This is a genomic window from Pseudomonas sp. FW300-N2F2 (assembly GCF_017351655.1).
Lineage (GTDB): Bacteria > Pseudomonadota > Gammaproteobacteria > Pseudomonadales > Pseudomonadaceae > Aquipseudomonas > Aquipseudomonas fluorescens_AA.
This window is the reverse complement of the sequence record NZ_JACNDQ010000003.1, coordinates 1,105,582-1,127,217: the sequence shown is the minus strand read 5'-3', so window position 1 is coordinate 1,127,217 and position 21,636 is coordinate 1,105,582. Positions and strand designations below refer to the sequence as shown.

General features: G+C 63.1%; 19 protein-coding genes. 4 read left to right on the top strand and 15 right to left on the bottom strand.

Annotated features, from left to right (window positions below):
* Positions 1 to 46: 46 nt before the first annotated feature.
* Positions 47 to 835, top strand: a complete 789-nt coding sequence (locus tag J4E63_RS25630; protein WP_207283807.1) for an OmpA family protein — start codon at positions 47 to 49, stop codon at positions 833 to 835.
* A 178-nt stretch (positions 836 to 1,013) separates the two neighbouring features.
* Here the strand turns inward: J4E63_RS25630 and J4E63_RS25625 are convergent, their stop codons facing one another.
* The 15 genes from J4E63_RS25625 to J4E63_RS25555 form a co-directional block, all read right to left on the bottom strand.
* Positions 1,014 to 1,343, bottom strand: a complete 330-nt coding sequence (locus J4E63_RS25625; RefSeq protein WP_030139524.1) for a hypothetical protein — start codon at positions 1,341 to 1,343, stop codon at positions 1,014 to 1,016.
* Entirely contained in the window at positions 1,340 to 2,245 is a 906-nt protein-coding gene (locus J4E63_RS25620) for an alpha/beta hydrolase (RefSeq protein WP_207283694.1), read from the bottom strand. Before J4E63_RS25620 ends, J4E63_RS25625 begins: the two co-directional genes overlap by 4 nt.
* Positions 2,246 to 2,393: 148 nt before the next feature.
* Positions 2,394 to 3,671: a flavohemoglobin expression-modulating QEGLA motif protein gene (locus J4E63_RS25615; RefSeq protein WP_192261555.1), complete on the bottom strand. Its 1,278-nt coding sequence runs from the start codon at positions 3,669 to 3,671 to the stop codon at positions 2,394 to 2,396.
* A gap of 36 nt (positions 3,672 to 3,707) precedes the next feature.
* Positions 3,708 to 4,262 carry a hypothetical protein gene (locus J4E63_RS25610; RefSeq protein WP_207283693.1) on the bottom strand — a complete coding sequence of 185 codons (555 nt, stop codon included), beginning with the start codon at positions 4,260 to 4,262 and terminating at the stop codon, positions 3,708 to 3,710.
* A 151-nt stretch (positions 4,263 to 4,413) separates the two neighbouring features.
* Positions 4,414 to 5,130 (bottom strand): TetR family transcriptional regulator, encoded by a 717-nt coding sequence (locus J4E63_RS25605; protein WP_207283692.1) that lies wholly within the window; start codon positions 5,128 to 5,130, stop codon positions 4,414 to 4,416.
* Positions 5,131 to 5,231: 101 nt separating this feature from the next.
* A complete protein-coding gene (lysS, locus tag J4E63_RS25600) occupies positions 5,232 to 6,734 on the bottom strand; it encodes a lysine--tRNA ligase (RefSeq protein WP_060739030.1) in 1,503 nt (500 codons plus the stop codon).
* 108 nt (positions 6,735 to 6,842) lie between these two features.
* A protein-coding gene (gene prfB / locus J4E63_RS25595; RefSeq protein WP_095963568.1) for a peptide chain release factor 2 occupies positions 6,843 to 7,938 on the bottom strand; the annotation gives its coding sequence in 2 pieces (ribosomal slippage) (positions 6,843 to 7,865 and positions 7,867 to 7,938; 1,095 coding nt in all).
* Between the two features lie 277 nt (positions 7,939 to 8,215).
* A complete protein-coding gene (locus tag J4E63_RS25590; RefSeq protein WP_060743078.1) occupies positions 8,216 to 9,217 on the bottom strand; it encodes a PleD family two-component system response regulator in 1,002 nt (333 codons plus the stop codon).
* Positions 9,218 to 9,260: 43 nt separating this feature from the next.
* Positions 9,261 to 10,271: a chemotaxis response regulator protein-glutamate methylesterase gene (locus J4E63_RS25585; protein WP_207283691.1), complete on the bottom strand. Its 1,011-nt coding sequence runs from the start codon at positions 10,269 to 10,271 to the stop codon at positions 9,261 to 9,263.
* Positions 10,268 to 12,532 carry a hybrid sensor histidine kinase/response regulator gene (locus J4E63_RS25580; RefSeq protein WP_207283690.1) on the bottom strand — a complete coding sequence of 755 codons (2,265 nt, stop codon included), beginning with the start codon at positions 12,530 to 12,532 and terminating at the stop codon, positions 10,268 to 10,270. Before J4E63_RS25580 ends, J4E63_RS25585 begins: the two co-directional genes overlap by 4 nt.
* Complete coding sequence (locus J4E63_RS25575; protein WP_207283689.1) at positions 12,529 to 13,197, bottom strand: chemotaxis protein CheW; 669 nt, start codon at positions 13,195 to 13,197, stop codon at positions 12,529 to 12,531. Before J4E63_RS25575 ends, J4E63_RS25580 begins: the two co-directional genes overlap by 4 nt.
* Complete coding sequence (locus J4E63_RS25570; RefSeq protein ID WP_207283688.1) at positions 13,194 to 14,459, bottom strand: protein-glutamate O-methyltransferase CheR; 1,266 nt, start codon at positions 14,457 to 14,459, stop codon at positions 13,194 to 13,196. Before J4E63_RS25570 ends, J4E63_RS25575 begins: the two co-directional genes overlap by 4 nt.
* Positions 14,456 to 14,992, bottom strand: coding sequence for a chemotaxis protein CheW (locus tag J4E63_RS25565; protein WP_207283687.1), 537 nt, complete (start codon positions 14,990 to 14,992; stop codon positions 14,456 to 14,458). The genes J4E63_RS25570 and J4E63_RS25565 overlap by 4 nt, the downstream gene beginning before the upstream one ends.
* Positions 14,992 to 16,614: a methyl-accepting chemotaxis protein gene (locus tag J4E63_RS25560; RefSeq protein ID WP_207283686.1), complete on the bottom strand. Its 1,623-nt coding sequence runs from the start codon at positions 16,612 to 16,614 to the stop codon at positions 14,992 to 14,994. Before J4E63_RS25560 ends, J4E63_RS25565 begins: the two co-directional genes overlap by 1 nt.
* Before the next feature lie 225 nt (positions 16,615 to 16,839).
* On the bottom strand, positions 16,840 to 17,550 hold the full coding sequence (locus J4E63_RS25555; protein ID WP_060739037.1) for a tellurite resistance TerB family protein: 711 nt from the start codon (positions 17,548 to 17,550) through the stop codon (positions 16,840 to 16,842).
* Between the two features lie 183 nt (positions 17,551 to 17,733).
* Between J4E63_RS25555 and J4E63_RS25550 the strand changes: the two genes are divergently transcribed.
* The 3 genes from J4E63_RS25550 to ydcS all read left to right on the top strand — a co-directional run bounded on the left by J4E63_RS25550 (position 17,734) and on the right by ydcS (position 21,553).
* Positions 17,734 to 18,648 carry a LysR family transcriptional regulator gene (locus J4E63_RS25550; RefSeq protein ID WP_060739038.1) on the top strand — a complete coding sequence of 305 codons (915 nt, stop codon included), beginning with the start codon at positions 17,734 to 17,736 and terminating at the stop codon, positions 18,646 to 18,648.
* Between the two features lie 205 nt (positions 18,649 to 18,853).
* Positions 18,854 to 20,311 carry a gamma-aminobutyraldehyde dehydrogenase gene (locus J4E63_RS25545; protein WP_207283685.1) on the top strand — a complete coding sequence of 486 codons (1,458 nt, stop codon included), beginning with the start codon at positions 18,854 to 18,856 and terminating at the stop codon, positions 20,309 to 20,311.
* Positions 20,312 to 20,401: 90 nt separating this feature from the next.
* The gene (gene ydcS / locus J4E63_RS25540; RefSeq protein ID WP_060739040.1) at positions 20,402 to 21,553 is read left to right on the top strand and encodes a putative ABC transporter substrate-binding protein YdcS; all 1,152 of its coding nucleotides are present in this window, start codon (positions 20,402 to 20,404) and stop codon (positions 21,551 to 21,553) included.
* The last annotated feature ends 83 nt before the right edge of the window (positions 21,554 to 21,636 follow it).

Here is a 21,636-nt window from a genome sequence, read left to right as displayed (position 1 = left end):
TCACGCCACGACGTACTTCTCATTGATAAAAGGACGACAGACTATGATGCACAAACACTTGATGATGCCCGCCCTGCTCGCTGCCTGCGTAGCCCTGGCCGCTTGCTCCCATGACCCGAACGCGAACCTGGAACAGGCGCGGACCAACTACAACGGTCTGCAGGCCGACCCGGCGGCGACTAAAGTGGCGGCCCTGGAGACCAAAGACGCGGCGGACTTCCTGGCCAAGGCCGACAAGGCCTACCTGGACAAGGAAGACGAAGCCAAGGTCGACCAGTTGGCCTACCTGACCAACCAGCGCGTCGAAGTGGCCAAGCAGACCATCGCCCTGCGCAACGCCGAAGCCGGGCTGAAAAACGCCGGCGACGAACGTGCCCGTGCGCTGCTCGACGCTCGCAACGCGCAGATCAAGCAACTGCAGGACAGCCTGAACGCCAAGCAGACCGAACGCGGCACCCTGGTGACCTTCGGCGACGTGCTGTTCGCCACCAACAAGTCCGACCTGCGCTCCAGCGGCCTGGTCAATGTGAACAAACTGGCGCAGTTCCTCCAGGAAAACCCGGACCGCAAGGTGATCATCGAAGGCTACACCGACAGCACCGGTTCGGATTCCTACAACCAGTCGCTGTCGGAACGCCGCGCGGGCTCCGTGCGCACCGAGCTGGTGAAGATGGGCGTCGACCCAGCCCGTATCGTGACCCAGGGCTACGGCAAGGAATTCCCGGTGGCTGACAATACCAGCGTCTCGGGCCGCGCCATGAACCGTCGTGTGGAAGTGACCATCTCCAACGACAACCAGCCAGTGGCCCCGCGCTCGACCATAAGCGCCAACTGATCGGCTGAGTGCAACAAAAAAGCCCCGCCTGACTTCAATCAGGCGGGGCTTTTTAATGAGTTGAGCCGGTCGTATCCCCCTGTGGGAGCGAGCTTGCTCGCGATGGCGGCAGGCCAGTCGACATAGGTGTTGACTGATCCACCGCTATCGCGAGCAAGCTCGCTCCCACAGGGAATTGTTACGGCTGAAGCTTCTGCGGCGTCTCCTGGCCCATGCAGCGCACCGCGCGTTTCTTCTCGTTGATCAGCACACCGGTCAGGCCTTTCTGCTCGGTGTCGAACAACACCAGTACACCGTCGATGCACTGGGCGACCTGGGGGGCCGGTTCCAGGGACACTTTGTAGTCCTCTCCCGGCACGGTCTTGAGCATGGTGAACTGGTTGAGCAGCAACGCGTCCTCGGGCTTGGCGAAGTGCAGGTAGCCGTAGTACCACAGCACAGCAACGGTGCCGAGGATGCTGCAGATACCGGTGATGATCAGGGGGATGGCGTTACGTTCTTCGCTCATTGCGGGTTCTCTGGTGATTCAACGGGTGATTTCGGGTAGTTCGGAACTTCGCCCAGGCGGCGCAGGCCGTCAAAGTACTGGGGGTCGTCGAGGTAGCGCAGCATCACGGTGCGCCAGGTCGGGTCGGCGAATGTCTGCACATGGCCGCCACGGGTCAATTGCAGAACCCGCGGTGGCGGCGCAGCTTGATACAGGCGAATGCCGTTGGAAAGAGGCACGATGGGATCGTCCAGGCTGTGGTAGATCAATTTCGGCACGCCATTCAATTGCGCCACGGAACTGATCGCGCTGTCACCGTCCGGCACCAGCCAGGACAACGGCACCTGAAACGGCCAGGTCAGCCACGATGTGCTCAGGGCAAACCGCCCGACGTCGCGGTAACTGGCCGGCACGCCATCGAGCACCAGGGCCTTGAGCTGCCGTTGCCGCTGTGGATGTTCCACCAGGTAATGCACCGCCAGCGCGCCGCCCAGGCTCTGGCCGAGCAGCACCAGCGGCTTGCCCTGGACCTCGGGCGACTGATCGAGCCATTGGAACGCGGCGTCGATGTCCTGGTAAATCGCCGGCAGGCTCGGCTCACCTTCGGACACACCGTACCCCCGGTAATCGACCATCAGCACCTGATAACCCTGCTCCGGCAACCACCAGCTCCCGCCCAGGTGCCAGGCCAGGTTGCCGCCGTTGCCGTGCAAATGCAGCACCGTGCCCTTGACCTCCACGCCTGGTTTGACGGGCAGCCACCAGCCTCGGAGCTTGAGGCCGTCAGCGGTGGTCAGGGTGACGTCGCGGTACTCGAGCTTGGCCCGCTCGGGGGTAAACGGCAGGCCGTGCTCGGGGTAGAACAGCAGTGAGCTGCAACCGCTCAGGGCCAGCAACAGGCACATGATGCCGAGGGTTCGCATCCGGTGAAACCTCGCAAGATCAAGGTTGAAACATAACCCCATTGTGGGAGCGAGCTTGCTCGCGATAGCGGTATGTCAGTCACGGCTGTGTTGACTGTCCTGATGCTATCGCGAGCAAGCTCGCTCCCACAGGGGGTGGGTATTGTGTTCAAAGGATATTGGAATAGTCCGCTTCGATCCGGTCCAGGCTCAGGTGGTTCAGGAAGTTGGAGAAACACATCCAGGCCGACAGGGCGTTCATGTCGCGGAACTGCTCGGGCAGGTACTTGGGCGGCACCACCAGGCCTTCGTCCACCAACTGGCGCAACGTGCGCATGTCCTCCAGGGTGGTCTTGCCACAGAACAGCAGCGGCACCTGCTCCAGCTTGCCTTTGCGCACGGCCAGCTGAATGTAGTTGTAAACCATGATGAAGCCCTTGAGGTAGGACAAGTCTTTGGTGAATGGCAGCCCGGTCGGCACCGAGCCACGGAACACCCGGCTGGCGTTGCCGTAGCTTTCGGCCATTTCAAAACCCTGCTCGCGGAAGAACTCGAAGACCTGCAGGAAATCGGCGCCCTCCTCCACCATGTGAATGGCCCGGGTGCGGTTGGTGAGCTTGCGCAGGCGGCTGGGGTAGGAGGCGAAGGTGATGATTTCCATCAGGATCGCCAGGCCTTCCTGGGTCACCGTGGACGAGGGCGGGCCCTTGGACAGGAAGGTGCAAATCGGCTGGTTCAGGCCGTTGAGGGTGGTGCCGACGTGCACCAGCCCTTCATGGACCTCCAGCGCCCGCACATCGCGTTCGTTGAACATCGCATCGGTGCGGATCTTGATGTAGTCCGCGCCCGCCGCCGCGTCGGCCACGATGCCATCGGACTCGAACACCCGGATGGTTTCCTCGGCTTCGCCGAACACCCGGTTGAGACGGTGTTGCAACAGGTTGACGGCTTCCTTGGCGCTGAGGACTTTCGGCTCGTCCTTGAGGTCGCCACGGCCATCGATGTTATTCAGATAATCGGAAAGCATCAGGCCCAGGTCGGCCAAGGTCGGGTCGCCGGCGTGGAAGGCATCGGAGGCCGCGCCATAGAGTTCCTGGGAGATCAGCCCGAAATCCTCGGTGCCACGGGCTTCGAGCATGCGCACCACCATGCGGTATTCCTTGCACATGCGGCGCATGATCTGGCCAACCGGGTTGAACTGCCCCAGTTGTCGGGTGATGTCGCGCTCGATGTTCTGGAACTCCAGCTTCACCTTGCTGGAATCGAAGGACAGTGGCCGGTTGAGGTAATAGTCGCGATCCACCGCAGGCATTTCCTTGCCCTTGGCCTTGAGAAATCCTTTACGGATGCTCTCGTCCCACTTCACCGCATCGAGGATGCGAATCGGCGTTTGCGCCAGCACAATGCGATCGGACAAGGTGCGTATCGTCTGCTGGTAATCGTCCACCCGGAACTCCTGTGAAAAAACGTCCGCTTGTAGCAATTATTGGGATTTGGCCAGTCGCTGGTAACGCACGGCTTCCGAGAACACATCGGAATTGGCCGGGTCGTCGAGGTAGCTGAAAACCTTGTTCATGTCGCTGTCCACCAACACGCCTTCGCCCTCCTCGCTCTGGTTCGGCTGGCCGCTGAGGAGCTTCTGGTCGATGGCCTGGTTGATCTGTTCCAGGTCCAGGTTGTAGACCACCAGTTCCTGTTTATCGGTCAATTCGAAACCGGCGATCAGGAAATGGCCACCATAGCGGGCCGGCACCTTGGCCGACAGGTACCAGCGGCTGCCATGACGGGAGACGGTCAGGGGAATGGCTTCGCGCTCATGGGGCCTGGCCCTGAAGTAGCTGATGGCCTGGTAGCGGTGCTTGCCGACCTGCGTCAGTTCCAGGTTCAACGGTTCACCCCAGGCATTGGTGCTGGTCCAGTGGCCGAGCAGGCCCGCGGGCGCGGCCTCGCTGTCAGGCAACGGCGCCTTGAACGACACCAGGCAGCCACTGAGCAGCAGCAACGACACGGCCAGTACAACGGCACGCCAGGCTTTCATTTGAACTCCCTATGGCAGGTGGCGCCTTGCCTTTGTGGCGAGGGAGCTTGCTCCCGCTGGGCTGCGCAGCGGCCCCCTTTTTTGGTGAGCGCTGCGCGCTCAAGCGGGAGCAAACTCCCTCGCCACAAGAGCTGTGGTGAACCCGTCGGGATTACACCGACGCCAGTACCAGGTGCATGTAGCGGGTCAGGATGCCGAGCATATCGTCATCGGCGACCGGCTCGGCGCCATTGAGCAAGCCCTGATATTCCATCCGTCCGATAATCGCCGTCAACACTTTGGCATCCTGTTGCGGATCACGCGAGCCCAATACCTGGAAAATATGACAGGTACCTTGCAGCAGGATCTGTTGATGGGAACGCACCAGTTCAGCCAGTCGGGGGTTGAGCAGCGCTTCCTGGCGAAAGGCCTGTTCGGCCATCAGGTATTCGCGGCGGGTGTGCAATTGGTGCTGCACATAGTCGGCGGCCAGGCGTGCCATATCGTCCGCCAGTTGCGAGCGGGATCCGGCGCTGCCGTCCCCGTAGGCGACCATTTCCCGCAGCAGGCCTTCCTTGTTGGTCCACAGCTTGGCCATGAACGCGGCACTGCGCTCCACATACTGGGCGAAGGTATCGGTGAGCAGGTCATCGATGTCCTTGAAATAATACGTGGTGGCCGACAGCGGCACGCCCGCTTCAGCGGCCACCGCGCGGTGACGCACCGCACGCACGCCATCGCGCACGACAATGCGCATGGCCGCATCAAGAATCTCCTGGCGACGCTGCTCACTGCCCTGTCGGCTGGCCTTGCGGCCCTGGTACTGAACACTTTCAGCGACAGCCGTGGCGACGCCCGCTGCACCTTCTGAAGCCATTGCACGATTCACGACAGGTCTTCCTCGCTCTTTGAAAAACTAACCAATTGATACGCTTGTACCAGACAGGCAATAAAAAGCCGCCCTTCCAGGCGGCTTTTTAGTTGAAGCACTTACGCTTGAGGCCGCATGTGCGGGAAGAGAATCACATCCCGGATCGACGGTGAGTTGGTCAACAACATCACCAGGCGATCGATGCCGATGCCTTCGCCGGCGGTCGGCGGCATGCCGTACTCCAGGGCGCGCACGAAGTCGGCATCGTAGTGCATGGCTTCGTCGTCGCCGGCGTCCTTGTCGGCCACCTGGGCCATGAAACGCTCGGCCTGGTCTTCGGCATCGTTGAGCTCGGAATAGGCGTTGGCGATTTCACGCCCACCGATGAACAGCTCGAAACGGTCGGTCACGCTTGGGTTTTCGTCGTTGCGACGGGCCAGCGGCGACACTTCGAACGGGTACTGGGTGATGAAGTGCGGCTGTTCCAGCTTGTGCTCGACCAGCTCTTCGAAAATCATCACTTGCAGCTTGCCCAGGCCTTCGAAGCCGAGCACCTTGGCGCCGGCCTTCTTGGCGATGGCGCGGGCCTTGTCGATGTCCTGCAGGTCGGCGGCGGTGATCTCAGGGTTGTACTTGAGGATCGAGTCGAACACCGACAGGCGCACGAACGGCTCGCCGAAGTGGAACACCTTGTCGCCGTACGGCACGTCGGTAGTCCCGAGAACAAGCTGCGCCAGCTCGCGGAACAGTTCCTCGGTCAGGTCCATGTTGTCTTCGTAGTCGGCGTAGGCCTGGTAGAACTCGAGCATGGTGAACTCGGGGTTGTGCCGGGTCGAAACGCCTTCGTTACGGAAGTTGCGGTTGATCTCGAAGACTTTCTCGAAGCCACCGACCACCAGCCGCTTGAGGTACAGCTCCGGCGCGATGCGCAGGAACATTTCCATGTCCAGGGCATTGTGGTGGGTTTCGAACGGCTTGGCCGCCGCACCGCCAGGGATGGTCTGCAGCATCGGCGTCTCGACTTCCAGGAAGTCACGCTTCATCAGGAAGCTGCGGATGTGGGCGATGACTTGCGAGCGCACGCGGAACGTCTGGCGCACGTCTTCGTTGACGATCAGGTCGACGTAGCGCTGGCGATAGCGCTGCTCGGTGTCGGTCAGGCCGTGGTGCTTGTCCGGGAGCGGGCGCAGGGACTTGGTCAGCAGGCGCACGCTGGTCATCTCGACGTACAGGTCGCCCTTACCGGAACGGGCCAGGGTGCCCTCGGCGGCAATGATGTCGCCCAGGTCCCAGGTCTTGACGGCGGCCAGGGTTTCTTCCGACAGGGTCTTGCGGTTGACGTAGACCTGGATGCGCCCGGTCATGTCCTGGATCACCATGAACGAACCACGATTGAGCATGATACGCCCGGCCACCTTGACTGGAATCGCCGCCTCGGCCAGCTCTTCCTTGGTCTTGTCCGCATACTGCTTCTGCAAGACGTCGCAGTAGGCGTCGCGGCGGAAGTCGTTGGGGAAGGCCTGGCCCTTGGCGCGCTCGGCAGCAAGCTTTTCCTTGCGCAGGGCGATCAGGGAGTTTTCTTCCTGTTGCAGGGCTTGCGGGTCGAGTTCTAGGTCGCTCATGTCTTTAAGGATTCCATCACAGGTTCGTTGCCCCCGGCCCGGGCCGGAGTTTGCGGGCGAGCCGCGCTTCTTGATGGAAGCGTGCCCGCCCGCCGCATGGGTGTCGCGTTACAGCCCTTGTTTGAGGCTGGCGATCAGGTATTCATCGATATCGCCGTCGAGCACCTTGTCGCAATCGCTGCGTTCGATGCTGGTACGCAGATCCTTGATCCGCGAGGCGTCGAGCACGTACGAACGGATCTGGTGACCCCAGCCGATGTCCGACTTGGTGTCTTCCAGCGCCTGGGACGCCGCGTTGCGTTTCTGCACTTCCTGCTCGTACAGGCGGGCCCGCAGCATCTTCATCGCGGTGTCTTTGTTGGCGTGCTGGGAGCGCTCGTTCTGGCAACTGACCACGGTGTTGGTCGGTACGTGGGTAATCCGTACCGCCGAGTCGGTGGTGTTGACGTGCTGGCCACCAGCCCCGGAGGAACGGTAGGTGTCGATGCGCAGGTCCGCCGGGTTGATCTCGATTTCGATGTTGTCGTCGATTTCCGGCGAAACGAACACGGCCGAGAACGAGGTGTGACGACGGTTGCCGGAGTCGAACGGGCTCTTGCGCACCAGGCGGTGCACGCCGATCTCGGTCCGCAGCCAGCCAAAGGCGTATTCGCCCTTGATGTGCACGGTGGCGCCCTTGATCCCGGCGACTTCACCGGCCGACAGTTCCATGATGGTGGCGTCGAAACCGCGCTTGTCAGCCCAGCGCAGGTACATGCGCAGCAGGATGTTGGCCCAGTCCTGGGCCTCGGTGCCGCCGGAACCGGCCTGGATGTCCAGGTAGGCGTTGTTCATGTCCATCTCGCCACTGAACATGCGACGGAATTCCAGCTTGGCGAGGTTCTCGTCGAGGCGTGTCAGCTCGGCGACGACATCGCCGACCGCGCCTTCATCGTTCTCTTCGACAGCCATGTCCAGCAGGTCGCGGCAATCGGCCAGGCCGCTGGACAACTCGTCCAGGGTCTCGACGATCTGCGCCAGCGCAGAACGCTCGCGGCCCAGTTCCTGAGCGTACGAAGGGTTGTTCCAGACATTCGGATCTTCAAGCTCGCGATTGACTTCGGTCAGGCGCTCATGCTTTTGATCGTAGTCAAAGATACCCCCGAATAGTTTCGGAGCGCTCGGACAGGTCCTTGATGGTGTTAAGGATCGGGTTGATTTCCATGGCGGGCAGCACTCGTTGGCGAACTTTTGAAAGCCGGCGAGTATAACGTAATCAAGCGCCAGCGGCAGCCCGCCTGGCGGCTTTAGGCATGAAACTCAGGGATATGGCTCAACACCGGCCCCGTGGCGAGGGAGCTTGCTCCCGCTGGGTTGCGCAGCAGCCCCAAAAGGAACGACTCAACTCATCTGATACACCGAGCCGCCTGGTTTCAGGCCTGCTGCGCAGCCCAGCGGGAGCAAGCTCCCTCGCCACAAAAGCGTCCATCATCGACCGAAGGTTATTCGACCCCCACCCGGTTCCGCCCATTGTGCTTGGCCAGGTACAGCCCCTTGTCCGCCGCCGAGATCAGTTGCCGGCAATCGCCACCTTGCTGCGGCGTGACGGTCGACACACCAATGCTAATGGTCAGGTTCTCGCCGCCGTCAGGCGTGGTATGGGGAATTTTCAAGGCGACGACGCTCTGGCGCAGTTTCTCGGCCATCAACCGGGCGCCGCCCGGCGAGGTGCCGGGCAGCACCAGGGCGAACTCCTCGCCGCCGTAGCGGGCCGGCAAGTCGGACGGACGGCTGCACGCCTCGCGGATCGCCGTGGCGACCTTGCGCAGGGCTTCGTCGCCCTCCAGGTGACCGAAGTTGTCGTTGTAGGCCTTGAAGTAGTCCACGTCGATCATCAGCAGCGACAGTTGGCTCTGGTCGCGCATCGCCCGGCGCCATTCCAGCTCCAGGTACTCATCGAAATGCCGGCGATTGGACAGCCCGGTCAGGCCGTCGGAGTTCATCAGCCGTTGCAGCACCAGGTTGGTGTCGAGCAGCTGCTGCTGGCTGACCCGCAGTGCGCGATAGGCCGCGTCGCGCTGCAACAGCATCATGTAGGAACGCGAGTGATAGCGGATGCGCGCCACCAGTTCGATGTTGTCCGGCAACTTGACCAGGTAGTCGTTGGCCCCGGCGGCGAACGCCGCGCTCTTGACCAGCGGGTCCTCCTTGGTGGACAGGACAATGATCGGGATATCGCGGGTGGCGGGATGGTTACGGTACTCGCGCACCAGGCTCAGGCCGTCGAGGCCGGGCATCACCAGGTCCTGGAGAATCACCGTCGGCTTGATGCGAATCGCCTGGGCGATGGCCTGGTGGGGGTCGGAGCAGAAATGGAAGTCGATGTTTTTTTCATTCGACAGCCCGCGCCGCACCGCTTCGCCGATCATCGCCTGATCGTCGACGAGCAAGACCATGGCGGCGTTCTCATCGCGCTTGAAATCGTCGAGCTGCAGGTCATTCATGATGGCTTACCTGGGGACGGCCTGGGAAGGCTCGCGGGGTTCTTCATGGGGTCACAATCTCCAACAGCCGTGGCGCGATGGCGTCCAGGGCAAGAATATGGACGGCGGCATCGATGGCGGCCGCTGCTTTGGGCATGCCATACACCGCGCTGCTGCGCTGGTCCTGAGCGATGGTCACATAGCCCTGCTGGCGCATGAGTTTAAGCCCTTGCGCACCGTCGCGGCCCATGCCCGTGAGCAATACGCCCACCGCGTCACCGCTCCAGTAATGGGCGACACTTTCAAAAAACACGTCGATGGAGGGCCGGTAGATCTCGTTCACCGGCTCGGCGGTGTAGGCCAGTGTGCCGTCCTTCAACAAACGCAGATGATGGTTGGTCCCGGCCAGCAACACCGTGCCACTTTGCGGCGTCTCGCCGTGCCGGGCCAGGCGCACCGTGTGGCCCGACACGCTGCCCAGCCACTCGGCCATGCCCGCGGCGAACACCTCGTCCACATGCTGGACCAGCACGATCGCTGGGGCAAAGTCCCGCGGCAACGCCTTGAGCAGCACTTCCAGCGCCGCCGGCCCGCCCGCCGATGACCCGATGGCCACCAGGCTCTTGCGCGACACCGCCGTACGCTGCGCCGCTGGCGCGGGGCGTTCATGCCTGTTGCGCTCACCGATCAGCCAGCCGATGTTGGCGATCTTGCGCAGCAGCGGCGCAGCCGCGTCCGCCGGATTACCGACACCCAGGGCCGGGGTATCGACCACATCCAGCGCGCCATGGCCCATGGCCTCGAACACCCGGTGGACGTTCTGCTGGCTGTCCCCGGTGACAATCACGATAGCGCAGGGGCTGTCGGCCATGATCCGCCGGGTGGCCTCCACACCATCCATGATCGGCATGAGCAGGTCCATCAGGATCAGGTCAGGGGTGTATTCGGCGCAGCGCTGCACCGCCTCGGCCCCGTTGACGGCCACCCAGACCAGCTGATGCGCCGGCTCGAACGCCAAGGCGCGACGCAGGGCCTCGACCGCCAGGGGCATGTCATTGACGATGGCGATCTTCAAGCGCGCGCCCCTCCGATCAGTTCAACCACGGCGTCAAGCAAGGCGTCGTCGTGGAAACTCGCCTTGGCCAAATAATAGTCGGCGCCGGCGTCGAGGCCACGGCGACGATCTTCTTCGCGATCCTTGTAGGACACCACCATCACCGGCAGCGACTGCAAGCGGTTGTCGCGCCGCAGCAGCGACACCAGTTCGATACCGTCCATGCGCGGCATGTCGATATCGGTGATCAACAAGTCGAAATCCTCTGAGCGCAATGCATTCCAGCCATCCATGCCATCCACCGCCACTGCCACGTCATAGCCGCGATTGAGCAGCAACTTGCGTTGCAGCTCGCGCACGGTCAGGGAATCGTCCACCACCAGGATCCGCTTGCGCGGGGCCTGGGCCTGGTTCTGCCGGGCGATGCGCTCCAGGCGCCCGGTATCGAGCAATTTTTCCACCGAGCGCAGCAGGTCTTCGACATCGATAATCAACACCACCGAGCCATCGTCGAGCAGGGCCCCGGCGGAAATGTCCTGGACCTTGCCCAGGCGTTCGTCCAGGGGCAGGACCACCAGGGTTCGCTCGCCGATGAACCGCTCCACCGCCACCCCGTAGATCGTCTCGCGCTCGCGGATCACCACGACCTTTAGGGTCTGGCCGCCGTTCTGCGTCGACGGGCGATCGAGCAACTGGCTGGCGGCGACCAAGCCGATATGCCGGCCTTCGTGCCAGAAATGCTGACGCCCTTCGACCTGGACGATGTCTTCCGGCGCCAGGTCGCACATGCGTTCGATGTGGGCCAGGGGAAAGGCGTACGCCTCACTGCCGACTTCCACCACCAGGCTGCGCACCACCGACAGCGTCAGTGGCACCTCGAGATGGAAACGACTGCCCTCCCCCGCCGTCTGCTCCAGCACCACCGCCCCGCGCAACTGCCGGACCATGTGCTGGACGGCGTCCAGGCCGACGCCGCGTCCGGACACTTCGGTGACTTTGTCGCGCAGGCTGAAACCGGGCAGGAACAGGAAGGTCAGCAGTTCCTCTTCGCTCAGGCTGGCGGCGGTTTGCTCAGGGGAAAGACCGCGTTCGACGATGCTGCGGCGCACCCGCTCCAGGTCCACCCCGGCGCCGTCGTCCACCAACTCCAAGACCAGCAGACCAGCCTGATGAGAGGCGCGCAGGCGGATCAGGCCTTCGGCAGGCTTGCCGGCCAGTACTCGTTGCTCCGGGGCTTCGATGCCGTGGTCCACGGCGTTGCGCAGCAAGTGGGTCAGTGGCGCTTCGAGCTTTTCCAGCACATCGCGGTCGACCTGGGTTTTCTCGCCTTCGATCTCCAGGCGCACCTGTTTGCCCAGGCTGCGGCCCAGGTCACGGACCATACGCACCTGGCCCGAAAGCACATCGGCGAACGGCCGCATGCGACAGGCCAGCGCCGTGTCGTACAGCACCTGCGCCCGTTGACTGGCCTGCCAGGCGAACTCATCCAGCTCGGCGGCTTTCTGCGCCAGCAACTGCTGGGTCTCGGCGAGCAAGCGGCGCGCATCGCCAAGGGCTTCCTGGGCCTGCAGGCTCAGGGCATGGTCCTTGAGGTGCACGTTCAGTTCTTCAAGGGCGCGCAAGCCAGTGCCTTGCTGGCGCTTGAGCCGTTGCAGCGTCGCCAGCCAGGGTTTGAGGCGCTGGGTCTCGACCAAGGACTTGCTCGACAGGTCGAGCAAGCTGTTGAGGCGTTCGGCCGTGACCCGCAAGACCCGCTCGCCGCCTTCGGTGACCCGTTTATTCTTCGAAGCCGGCTCCGGTGCCGCGAACGGTTCCGGCACGAGCAACTCGATATTGACGGGGTCGACAGGCACCTCGAGGCTTGTCGGTACCGGCGCTGGCAGTTGTGCAGCGTTGGGGTCGAGCAATCGCCCCATCAACGCCACATAGGCGTCGATATCCGGGGCGCCGACGTTGTTGCCCGGCGTGGCGATGCGCGTCAGCAGGTCGGTGCCTTGCAACAAGGCGTCGATGTGCTCGGCCCCCAGCACCAGGCGCCGCTCCTGGGCACCGACCAGGCAATCCTCCATGACGTGGGCCACGCTGACGCCAGCGTTCACCCCGACGATCCGTGCCGCGCCCTTGAGGGAATGCGCCGCGCGCATGCATGACTCGAGGTATTCGGCCTGGGTCGGATCGCGCTCCAGCGCCAGCAAGCCAGTGCTCAGCACCTGGACCTGGGCTTCAGCTTCCAGGCTGAACAGTTCCAGCAATGAGGCGTCGCGCATCTGGTCAGGGGTCATGACAGGCTCCGGGCCATGGCGGACAGCAGCTGTTCTTCATCCAGCCAGCGCAGGCTGCGGCCTTTGTAGGGCAACACGCCACGGGTGTATTTGCCCGCCGATGGCGAAGCGCTCGCCAGGATGCGTTCATCGATAGCGTGGATGCCGTCCACCTCATCCACCGGCACCACCACCGGCCCACCCTTGGCCGCGACAATCAACATGCGCGGCATGACCCGTGTACCGGTAACCGCCGCGCCGGGCTCCAGGTCCAACAGTTCCACCAGCGACAAACAGGCCACCAGTGCCCCGCGCACATTCGCCACGCCCAGCAAGGCCCGTGAGCGTTGGTGGGGCAACGAGTGGATCGGCTGCAACGGTGCCACTTCCACCAGGCTGCGCGTCGTCAGGCCCAGCCATTCCTCGCCGAGGCGGAACATCAGCAGCGAGCGCGTGACCACATCGTTGTCCACCGGAGCCAGGGACAAGTCCCGTTGATCCTGCGGCAAGGTATAACGGTCGAGCAGCCGGGTGGCGGCCGCCGAATACACCGAGCAATTGCGGCAGTGGATATGCTCGACCAACAGTGGACAGGATTTATCGCCATGCACCCCGATGCGGTTCCAGCAATCATCGATTGCCTGGGCATCGTCATGAGTGACGTTGTAAGAAGCCGAACCGCTCATCGTTTGTGCTCACTGTCTACCGTGCGCCCGCTACGGGCGGCGCGTTCCTGCAATCGACGGGCTCCGGCCGCGTCTCCCTGGGAAGCCAGCAGCGCCGCCAGATGCACCAGGGCCTCGGCGTGTTGCGGTTCAAGATAAAGCGCCTTGCGATAAAAACCCTGGGCTTCAAGCGCACTGCCGGCCATGTCGCTGAGCAGGCCCAGCCAATAGAACACCTGGGCGTTCGGCGCATGGCTGCGCAAATACTCTTCGCACGCCGCACGGGCCTCGGCGCTTTTGCCACCGTTGGCCAGGGCGGCGATATTGGCCAGCAAGGTCGCGGCGTCGCTGCTCTTGGGTGAGGCAATCGGCGTGACGTTCGCGGCAAACGGCCGCGGCCGAATCACCGGCGCAACGACCCGGGGCGGCGGCTGACGAACCGGCAACGGCGGCGGCATCAACGCCGGCAACGGTTGAGGCTCCACAGCCCCGTGGCGACTGAAGGCGAACGATTGGGCTATCCCGATCGAGCGCATGCCCAGGCGTCCCAGCAAGCTGCCCTCGGCGGGGCCGATAAACAGCACGCCTTCCTGATGAGTCAGGCGCTTGAGCACCTCGAACACCTGCTGCTGGGTCGGCTGGTCGAAATAGATCAGCAAGTTGCGACAGAACACAAAATCGTAAGGTGCCTCGTTCACCAGCAAGGCCGGATCCAGCAGGTTGCCCACCTGCAAGCGCACCTGTTCACGCACCCGTTCGCTGAGGCGGTAACCCTCGTCCGCGACGTCGAAATGCCGTTCGCGAAAACCCAGGTCGGCGCCACGGAAGGAGTTTTTGCCGTAGCGCGCGTCCTTGGCCCGCGCCACCGACAGCGGGCTGACGTCCAGGCCGTCGACCTTGAACTGATGTGGCCCCAGCCCCGCGTCGAGCAAGGCCATGGCGATGGAATATGGCTCTTCGCCCGTGGAGCACGGCAAGCTGAGAATGCGCAGCGCACGCAGGTGCTTGATCTCGGCCAGGCGCTTGACGGCCAGCCTGGCGAGGGTCGCGAAGGATTCCGGATAGCGGAAGAACCAGGTCTCCGGGACGATAACCGCTTCGATCAGCGCCTGCTGCTCCGGGGCCGAATGCTGCAGGGCCTGCCAATACTCATCAGCGGTTCGCCCGGGTACGGCACTGATCCGTTGGCGCACGGCCCGCTCGATGATCGCGGTGCCGACGGAGGTCACATCGAGGCCGATGCGCTCCTTGAGAAAATCGAAAAAACGCTGATCGTCGTTCATGGCGTTGCCCCGAGGTCGTCGAGGTCCAGCGGCGGCGCAGGAAACAGCAGCGCCCGAACGGACTCGTCGAGCAGGTCATTGACCCGCACCCATTGCAGCAATCCGTGAATATCCTCGCGTACGGGGCCGAGATACCGCGCCTGCCGATTGTCCAGGCCATAGGGTTTGAAATCGGCCGGATCACAACGCACGGTGTCGGTCGCCTGTTCCAGGATCAATCCCAGCACTTGCCCGGCTTGTTGCCCATCGCTTCGATAACGCACCAGCACCAGCCGTGTACTGGTCCGGGCCTCGGCATTCTGGCCGAACGTCAGGGCGCACAGGTCGATCACCGGCACCATCGTGCCGCGCCAGGCAAACACCCCCGCCACCCAGGACGGCGCCCGGGCAATCGGCTTGAGGGGCAAGCGCGGCAGCACCTCCACCACATCGATGGCCTGCAGGGCGTACCGTTCGTTGCCGATGCTGAACACCAGGAACAACGACTGGCGGGCCGTCGGTGCGGCGCCACGCCGGGTATCGATTTCGCCCATCAGACTTTGAAACGCGAGACGCCGCTGCGCAGCCCCACGGCGACCTGGCTCAGCTCGTCGATGGCGGAACTGGCCTGGCGCAGGGAATCCACGGTCTGGCTGCTGGCATCGCCCAGTTGCACCAAGGCGTGGTTGATCTGCTCCGCGCCGGTGGCCTGGGCCTGCATGCCTTCGTTGACCATCAACACCCGCGGGGCCAGGGCCTGGACCTGATGGATGATCTGCGACAGTTGCTCGCCGATCTGCTGCACTTCGGCCATGCCCCGGCGCACTTCTTCGGAGAACTTGTCCATGCCCATCACACCGGCCGACACCGCGGACTGGATCTCGCGCACCATCTGCTCGATGTCATAGGTCGCCACGGCGGTCTGGTCGGCCAGGCGCCGCACCTCCGTGGCCACCACGGCGAAACCGCGCCCGTACTCACCGGCCTTCTCGGCCTCGATGGCCGCGTTGAGGGATAGCAGGTTGGTCTGGTCGGCCACTTTGACGATGGTCACCACCACCTGGTTGATGTTGCCGGCCTTCTCGTTGAGGATCGCCAGCTTGGCGTTCACCAGGTCGGCGGCGCCCATCACCGAATGCATGGTTTCCTCCATGCGCGCCAGGCCCTGCTGGCCGGAGCCGGCGGCCACCGAGGCCTGGTCGGCGGCGGTGGAGACTTCGGTCATGGTGCGCACCAGGTCCCGGGAGGTGGCGGCGATTTCCCGGGACGTCGCGCCGATCTCGGTGGTGGTGGCGGCGGTTTCGGTGGCCGTGGCCTGTTGCTGGCGCGAGGTGGCGGCGATCTCGGTGACCGAGGTGGTGACCTGCACGGAAGAGCGCTGGGCCTGGGACACCAGCGAGGTCAGTTCAGCCATCATGTCGTTGAAGCCGGTTTCCACGGCGCCGAATTCGTCTTTGCGCGCCAGGTTCAGGCGCCCGCTCAGATCGCCGCTGCGCATGATCGCGAGGATCTCGACGATGCGGTTCATCGGCGCCATGATCGCCCGCATCAACAACAACCCGCACAGTACGGCGACGATCAGCGCAACCAGGAACGACAGGCCCATGGCGACCTTGGCCGCCGTCACCGCATCGCCAATGGTCTGGGTGGCGCTTTCCGCCAGTTCGCGATTACGCTCGATGATTTGATTCAAATGCGCGCGGCCACCGATCCATGCGGGCGTCAGGTCTTTCTCCAGCACCCGCCGTGCCCCCTCGTAATCCTTGCGCTGGTACAAGTCCAGGACCTTTGCCATCGCCTGATTGAACGCCAGGTGGAAGGCCTCGAACTCGTCGAACGAGGCTTGGTCGGCCGGGTTCTGGATCAACTTCTGGTAGTTCTGTATCTCTTCGCGCAGGTGCTGCTCGAAACCCTGGTAGCGGGCCTTGTCCTCGGCGGTGATTTCCCGGTTCCCCGAGAGGCCGACGATCTGTTGGGTCAGGACATAGCTGTCGACCCAGCCACCACGGATCATCGAACTGAAATACACCCCCGGCACCGCGTCGGTCCGGACCTTTTCTCCACTGTCCTGGATCTTCAACAACCGTGAATAAGAGACAACCACCATCAGCAGCATAATGGCGATGATCACCGCAAAACTCGCCAGGATGCGTTGGCGCAATGTCCAATTCTTCACAGTAAAACCTCGGGCACTTGAAATGCTGGGGAGTATAGCCGAGGGCAGCGTGGCGTCTGTATGGCCACGTGGGAGGATTTTGATCAAGTCGAGGATCGCGATGGAGCGTGTCCCTGTGGGAGCGAGCTTGCTCGCGATAGCGGTGTATCAGTCAAAAATGCTGTGACTGACCGGGCGCCATCGCGAGCAAGCTCGCTCCCACAGGGTAAAGCGTTGGGGGCTGTTCTAGGCGGTCGCCTGGCGCACCTGTTTTTCCAGTTCCACCTTCAACCCCGGCTCCAGCTTGAGTTGACGCGCCAGTTCGTCGAGGTAGGACTTCTCCATGAAGTTTTCCTCGTCCACCAGCATCACACTGGCGATGTACATTTCCGCGGCTATTTCCGGGGTGCTGGCGGCGCGGGCGACGTCGGTGGGGTCCAGGGGTTTGTTGAGTTCGGCGTGCAGCCAGTGTTGCAGCTCCTGGTCGTTGTCGAGCTTGGTGAATTCACCTTCGATCAATTGCCGCTCCCGCTCGTCCACATGACCGTCGGCCTTGGCCGCCGCCACCAGGGCCTTGAGGATCGCCTGGCTATGCTGTTCAACCTGTGCCGGGGGCACGCGGTCGAGGGTCTGCGGTTCGGTTTTCGGCGCGGTGCCCTGTTGGGCCTGCCAGTTGCCATAGGCTTTGTAGGCGATCACGCCCAAGGCAGCCAGGCCACCGTAGGCCAGGGCCTTGCCACCGAAGCTGCGGGCTTTCTTGTTGCCCAGCAACAGGCCCATGGCCCCGGCGGCCAGGGCCCCGCCGCCCGCGCCGGAAAGCATCCCGCCCAGGTTGCCGGAGCCGCCGAGCAACCCGCCCAGGCCACCGGACGATTTGCCTTGTGAGCCGCCAGCCTTGTTCTGCAACATTTCCTGGCCGGACTTGAGAAGCTGATCGAGCAATCCACGGGTGTTCATTTGTTGCCTCCACATTGTCGGGTCAACGTAAGGCCCCCAGCCTAGATCGAAAGTGCCCTGACGCCGCAGGCGAGATTGCTTCCAGATGTTGCCTGGCTCATTCAAAGACGCACTCACCTACCCTTCTAAAAAAACGATATACACTCCAACACATCGATAAAATCGCCCACCGGGTACATGCCCATGATGACCCTGCGTCAGATCCGCCACTTCATCGCCGTGGCCGAAACCGGCTCCATCTCCGCCGCTGCGCAAACGGCGTTCATTTCCCAGTCCACTCTGACCCTGGCGATCCAGCAACTGGAGCAGGACATCGGCGTCAGCCTGTTCAGCCGCCACGCCAAAGGCATGACCCTGACCCACCAAGGCCATCAATTCCTGCGCCAGGCCCATGTGATCCTGGCCACTGTCGACAACGCCAAGCGCAGCCTGCAACAAAGCACCGATCAGGTGGCCGGCCAAGTCACCATTGGCGTCACCAGCCTGGTCGCCGGCTATTACCTGGCGGACCTGCTCACCCGTTTCCAGCGTGCCTACCCCAACGTGGAGATCCGCGTGATGGAGGACGAACGGCCGTACATCGAGCATTTGCTGGTCAGCGGCGAAATCGATGTCGGGGTGCTGATCCTGTCCAACCTGGAAGACCGCCACGCGTTGCAGACCGAAGTCCTGACCCATTCGCCACACCGCTTGTGGTTGCCGGCACAGCACCCACTGCTTGAGCACGACAGCATCAACCTGGCCGACGTGGCCCGCGAACCGCTGATCCAGCTGAATGTCGATGAAATGGACCGCAACGCCCAACGCCTGTGGCGCGGCGCCGGCCTGCAACCGAGGGTCACCCTGCGCACCGCCTCGACCGAAGCGGTGCGCAGCCTGGTGGCGGCGGGATTGGGTGTGTCGATCCAGCCGGACATGACCTACCGCCCTTGGTCGCTGGAAGGCGACATCATCGAAGCCCGGCCGATTGCCGACCTCAACCAGACCCTCGACGTAGGCCTGGCCTGGCGCCGGGGCACGGCGCGACCGGCGTCGGTCGACCCGTTCCTGGCCGTCGCCCGGGAACAACCTCATGGCGGGCGCAAGCCATCTATTTAATCGAATGCAGCCTTGAGTATTTCGAATTTGTCGGCCTCGGGGCTGAGCACTAGTCTTGCTGCATCAGCACAATCCCTTGTGGGAGCGAGCTTGCTCGCGATGGCGGAGTGTCATTAAAGCAATTGTCGATGGATAGACCGCCATCGCGAGCAAGCTCGCTCCCACAGGTTCTGTGTTTCAACCGATACAAAAAGAGAAATCGGACATGGCTGGCACGCAAACCCCGTTGTGCACCGCGTTGCTGATCGACGGAGAGTTCGTTGCCGGCGAAGGCCTTGTCGAGCCGATCCTCAACCCGGCCACTGGTGAGGTGGTGGCTCACATCGCCGAGGCCAGCACCGAACAGGTGGAAGCCGCGATCCTCGCCGCCCATCGCGCCTTCGACGGCTGGTCGCGCACCACGCCGCAACAACGCTCGAACCTGTTGCTGGATATCGCCAGCGCCATCGAAAAGAACGCCGATGAGCTGGCCCGCCTCGAATCCCTCAACTGCGGCAAGCCGCTGCACCTGGCGCGCCAGGATGACTTGAGCGCCACGGTGGATGTCTTTCGTTTCTTCGCCGGCGCCGTGCGCTGCCAGACCGGCCAGCTCAGTGGCGAATACCTGCCCGGCTACACCAGCATGGTGCGCCGCGACCCGATCGGCGTAGTGGCGTCCATTGCGCCGTGGAATTATCCGATCATGATGGCCGCCTGGAAAATCGCCCCAGCCCTGGCCGCCGGCAATACGCTGGTGTTCAAGCCCTCGGAACATACGCCGCTGTCGATCCTGGCCCTGGCGCCGGCACTGGCCAGGATCCTGCCGCGAGGCGTCATCAATATCATTTGCGGGGGCGGCGAAGGTGTGGGCAGCCATCTGGTCAGCCATCCGAAAGTGCGCATGGTCTCGCTGACCGGCGACATCGTCACCGGGCAGAAGATCCTCCAGGCAGCGGCGAAAACCCTCAAGCGCACGCACCTGGAACTGGGCGGCAAGGCGCCGGTGATCGTGTGCAACGACGCCGACATCCAGGCCGTGGTCGAAGGCGTGCGCACCTACGGCTATTACAACGCCGGGCAGGATTGCACCGCAGCCTGCCGGATCTACGCCCAGGACGGGATTCACGACCGCCTGGTGGCCGAGCTCGGCGCGGCGGTCGGCAGCCTGCGCTTTGCCGGCAAGCGCGACGCCGACAATGAGATCGGCCCGCTGATCAGCACCCGCCAGCGCGATCGCGTGGCCAGCTTTGTCGAGCGTGCCCTCGGCCAGCCGCACATCGAACGCATCACTGGCGCGGCGGTGCATTCCGGCGCCGGTTTCTATTACCAACCCACGCTGCTGGCCGGCTGCAAGCAAAGCGATGAAATCGTCCAGCGCGAGGTGTTCGGCCCGGTCGTCACCGTGACCCGTTTCGACGAACTCAGCCAGGCGGTGGACTGGGCCAACGATTCCGAATACGGCCTGGCCTCCTCGGTGTGGACGCAGAACCTGGACAAGGCCATGCAGGTGGCGGCGCGGCTTCAATACGGCTGCACCTGGATCAACAGCCATTTCATGCTGGTCAGCGAAATGCCCCACGGCGGCCTGAAACGTTCGGGTTATGGGAAAGACCTGTCCAGCGATTCGCTCCAGGACTACAGCGTGGTGCGCCACATCATGGCCCGCCACGGCCAGCATCTGTAGCTAACAGAACTACTCTAATAACAGGCCAGCCATGGCGCTTCACCCGGTTCGAACACTGCCCCGACCATAATTAAAGCAAGAGGGATTTCCATGTACGCGCACAAGACCGTATTGCTCAGTGCACTCACCACGGCGCTGCTGACCAGCGTCAGCCTCCAGGCCGCCGAACCGCTCAAGGCCGTCGGTGCCGGCGAAGGCCAACTGGATATCGTTGCCTGGCCGGGTTACATCGAACGCGGCGAAAGCGACAAGGCCTACGACTGGGTCAGCGGTTTCGAGAAAGAAACCGGCTGCAAGGTCAATGTGAAAACCGCCGCCACGTCCGACGAAATGGTCAGCCTGATGACCAAGGGCGGCTATGACCTGGTCACCGCCTCCGGCGACGCCTCGTTGCGGCTGATTGCCGGCAAGCGCGTGCAGCCGATCAACACCGCGCTGATCGCCAACTGGAAGAATCTCGACCCGCGCCTGAAGGATGCGCCGTGGTACGTGGTCAACCAGCAGACCTATGGCACCCCGTATCAATGGGGCCCGAATGTGCTGATGTACAACACCGACGTGTTCAAGCAGGCGCCCACCAGTTGGAGCGTGCTGTTCAACGCCCAGGACCTGCCCGACGGCAAGCCGAACAAGGGGCGCGTGCAAGCCTACGATGGCCCGATCTACATCGCCGACGCGGCGCTGTACCTCAAGACCGCCAAGCCTGAGCTGGGCATCAAGGACCCGTACCAACTCGACGAAGCGCAATACAAGGCCGTGCTGGAATTGCTGAGGGCTCAGCAGCCGTTGATCCACCGCTACTGGCACGACACCACTGTGCAGATGAGCGACTTCAAGAACGAAGGCGTGGTGGCGTCCGGAGCCTGGCCGTATCAGGTCAACGGCCTGATGAACGAGAAGCAACCGATCGCCTCGACCATTCCGAAAGAAGGCGCCACCGGCTGGGCCGATACGACGATGCTCCACGCCGAGGCCAAGCATCCCAACTGCGCGTACAAGTGGATGGACTGGTCGCTGCAACCGAAAGTCCAGGGTGACGTGGCCGCGTGGTTCGGTTCCTTGCCTGCGGTGCCGGCAGCATGCAAGGGCAGCGAACTGCTGGGCGCCGAAGGCTGCAAGACCAACGGCTTCGATCAGTTCGACAAGATCGCCTTCTGGAAAACCCCACAGGCCGAGGGCGGCAAGTTCGTGCCGTACAGCCGCTGGACCCAGGACTACATTGCGATCATGGGTGGGCGCTAACTCGCATTAACCTGTTTGGGGGGGACATGGTTAGCCCTGTGGCGAGGGAGCTTGCTCCCGCTGGGTGGCGCAGCCACCCCAAA

Excerpts from the sequence above, each read along its gene's own strand:
- J4E63_RS25545 (WP_207283685.1), top strand. The coding sequence starts at position 18,854 with ATGGCTGGCACGCAAACCCCGTTGTGCACCGCGTTGCTGATCGACGGA.
- J4E63_RS25625 (WP_030139524.1), bottom strand. The coding sequence starts at position 1,343 with ATGAGCGAAGAACGTAACGCCATCCCCCTGATCATCACCGGTATCTGC.
- J4E63_RS25590 (WP_060743078.1), bottom strand. The coding sequence starts at position 9,217 with ATGAATGACCTGCAGCTCGACGATTTCAAGCGCGATGAGAACGCCGCC.
- J4E63_RS25630 (WP_207283807.1), top strand. The coding sequence starts at position 47 with ATGCACAAACACTTGATGATGCCCGCCCTGCTCGCTGCCTGCGTAGCC.
- ydcS (WP_060739040.1), top strand. The coding sequence starts at position 20,402 with ATGTACGCGCACAAGACCGTATTGCTCAGTGCACTCACCACGGCGCTG.
- J4E63_RS25620 (WP_207283694.1), bottom strand. The coding sequence starts at position 2,245 with ATGCGAACCCTCGGCATCATGTGCCTGTTGCTGGCCCTGAGCGGTTGC.
- J4E63_RS25555 (WP_060739037.1), bottom strand. The coding sequence starts at position 17,550 with ATGAACACCCGTGGATTGCTCGATCAGCTTCTCAAGTCCGGCCAGGAA.
- J4E63_RS25550 (WP_060739038.1), top strand. The coding sequence starts at position 17,734 with ATGATGACCCTGCGTCAGATCCGCCACTTCATCGCCGTGGCCGAAACC.
- J4E63_RS25610 (WP_207283693.1), bottom strand. The coding sequence starts at position 4,262 with ATGAAAGCCTGGCGTGCCGTTGTACTGGCCGTGTCGTTGCTGCTGCTC.
- J4E63_RS25570 (WP_207283688.1), bottom strand. The coding sequence starts at position 14,459 with ATGAACGACGATCAGCGTTTTTTCGATTTTCTCAAGGAGCGCATCGGC.
- J4E63_RS25580 (WP_207283690.1), bottom strand. The coding sequence starts at position 12,532 with ATGACCCCTGACCAGATGCGCGACGCCTCATTGCTGGAACTGTTCAGC.
- J4E63_RS25565 (WP_207283687.1), bottom strand. The coding sequence starts at position 14,992 with ATGGGCGAAATCGATACCCGGCGTGGCGCCGCACCGACGGCCCGCCAG.
- J4E63_RS25575 (WP_207283689.1), bottom strand. The coding sequence starts at position 13,197 with ATGAGCGGTTCGGCTTCTTACAACGTCACTCATGACGATGCCCAGGCA.
- lysS (WP_060739030.1), bottom strand. The coding sequence starts at position 6,734 with ATGAGCGACCTAGAACTCGACCCGCAAGCCCTGCAACAGGAAGAAAAC.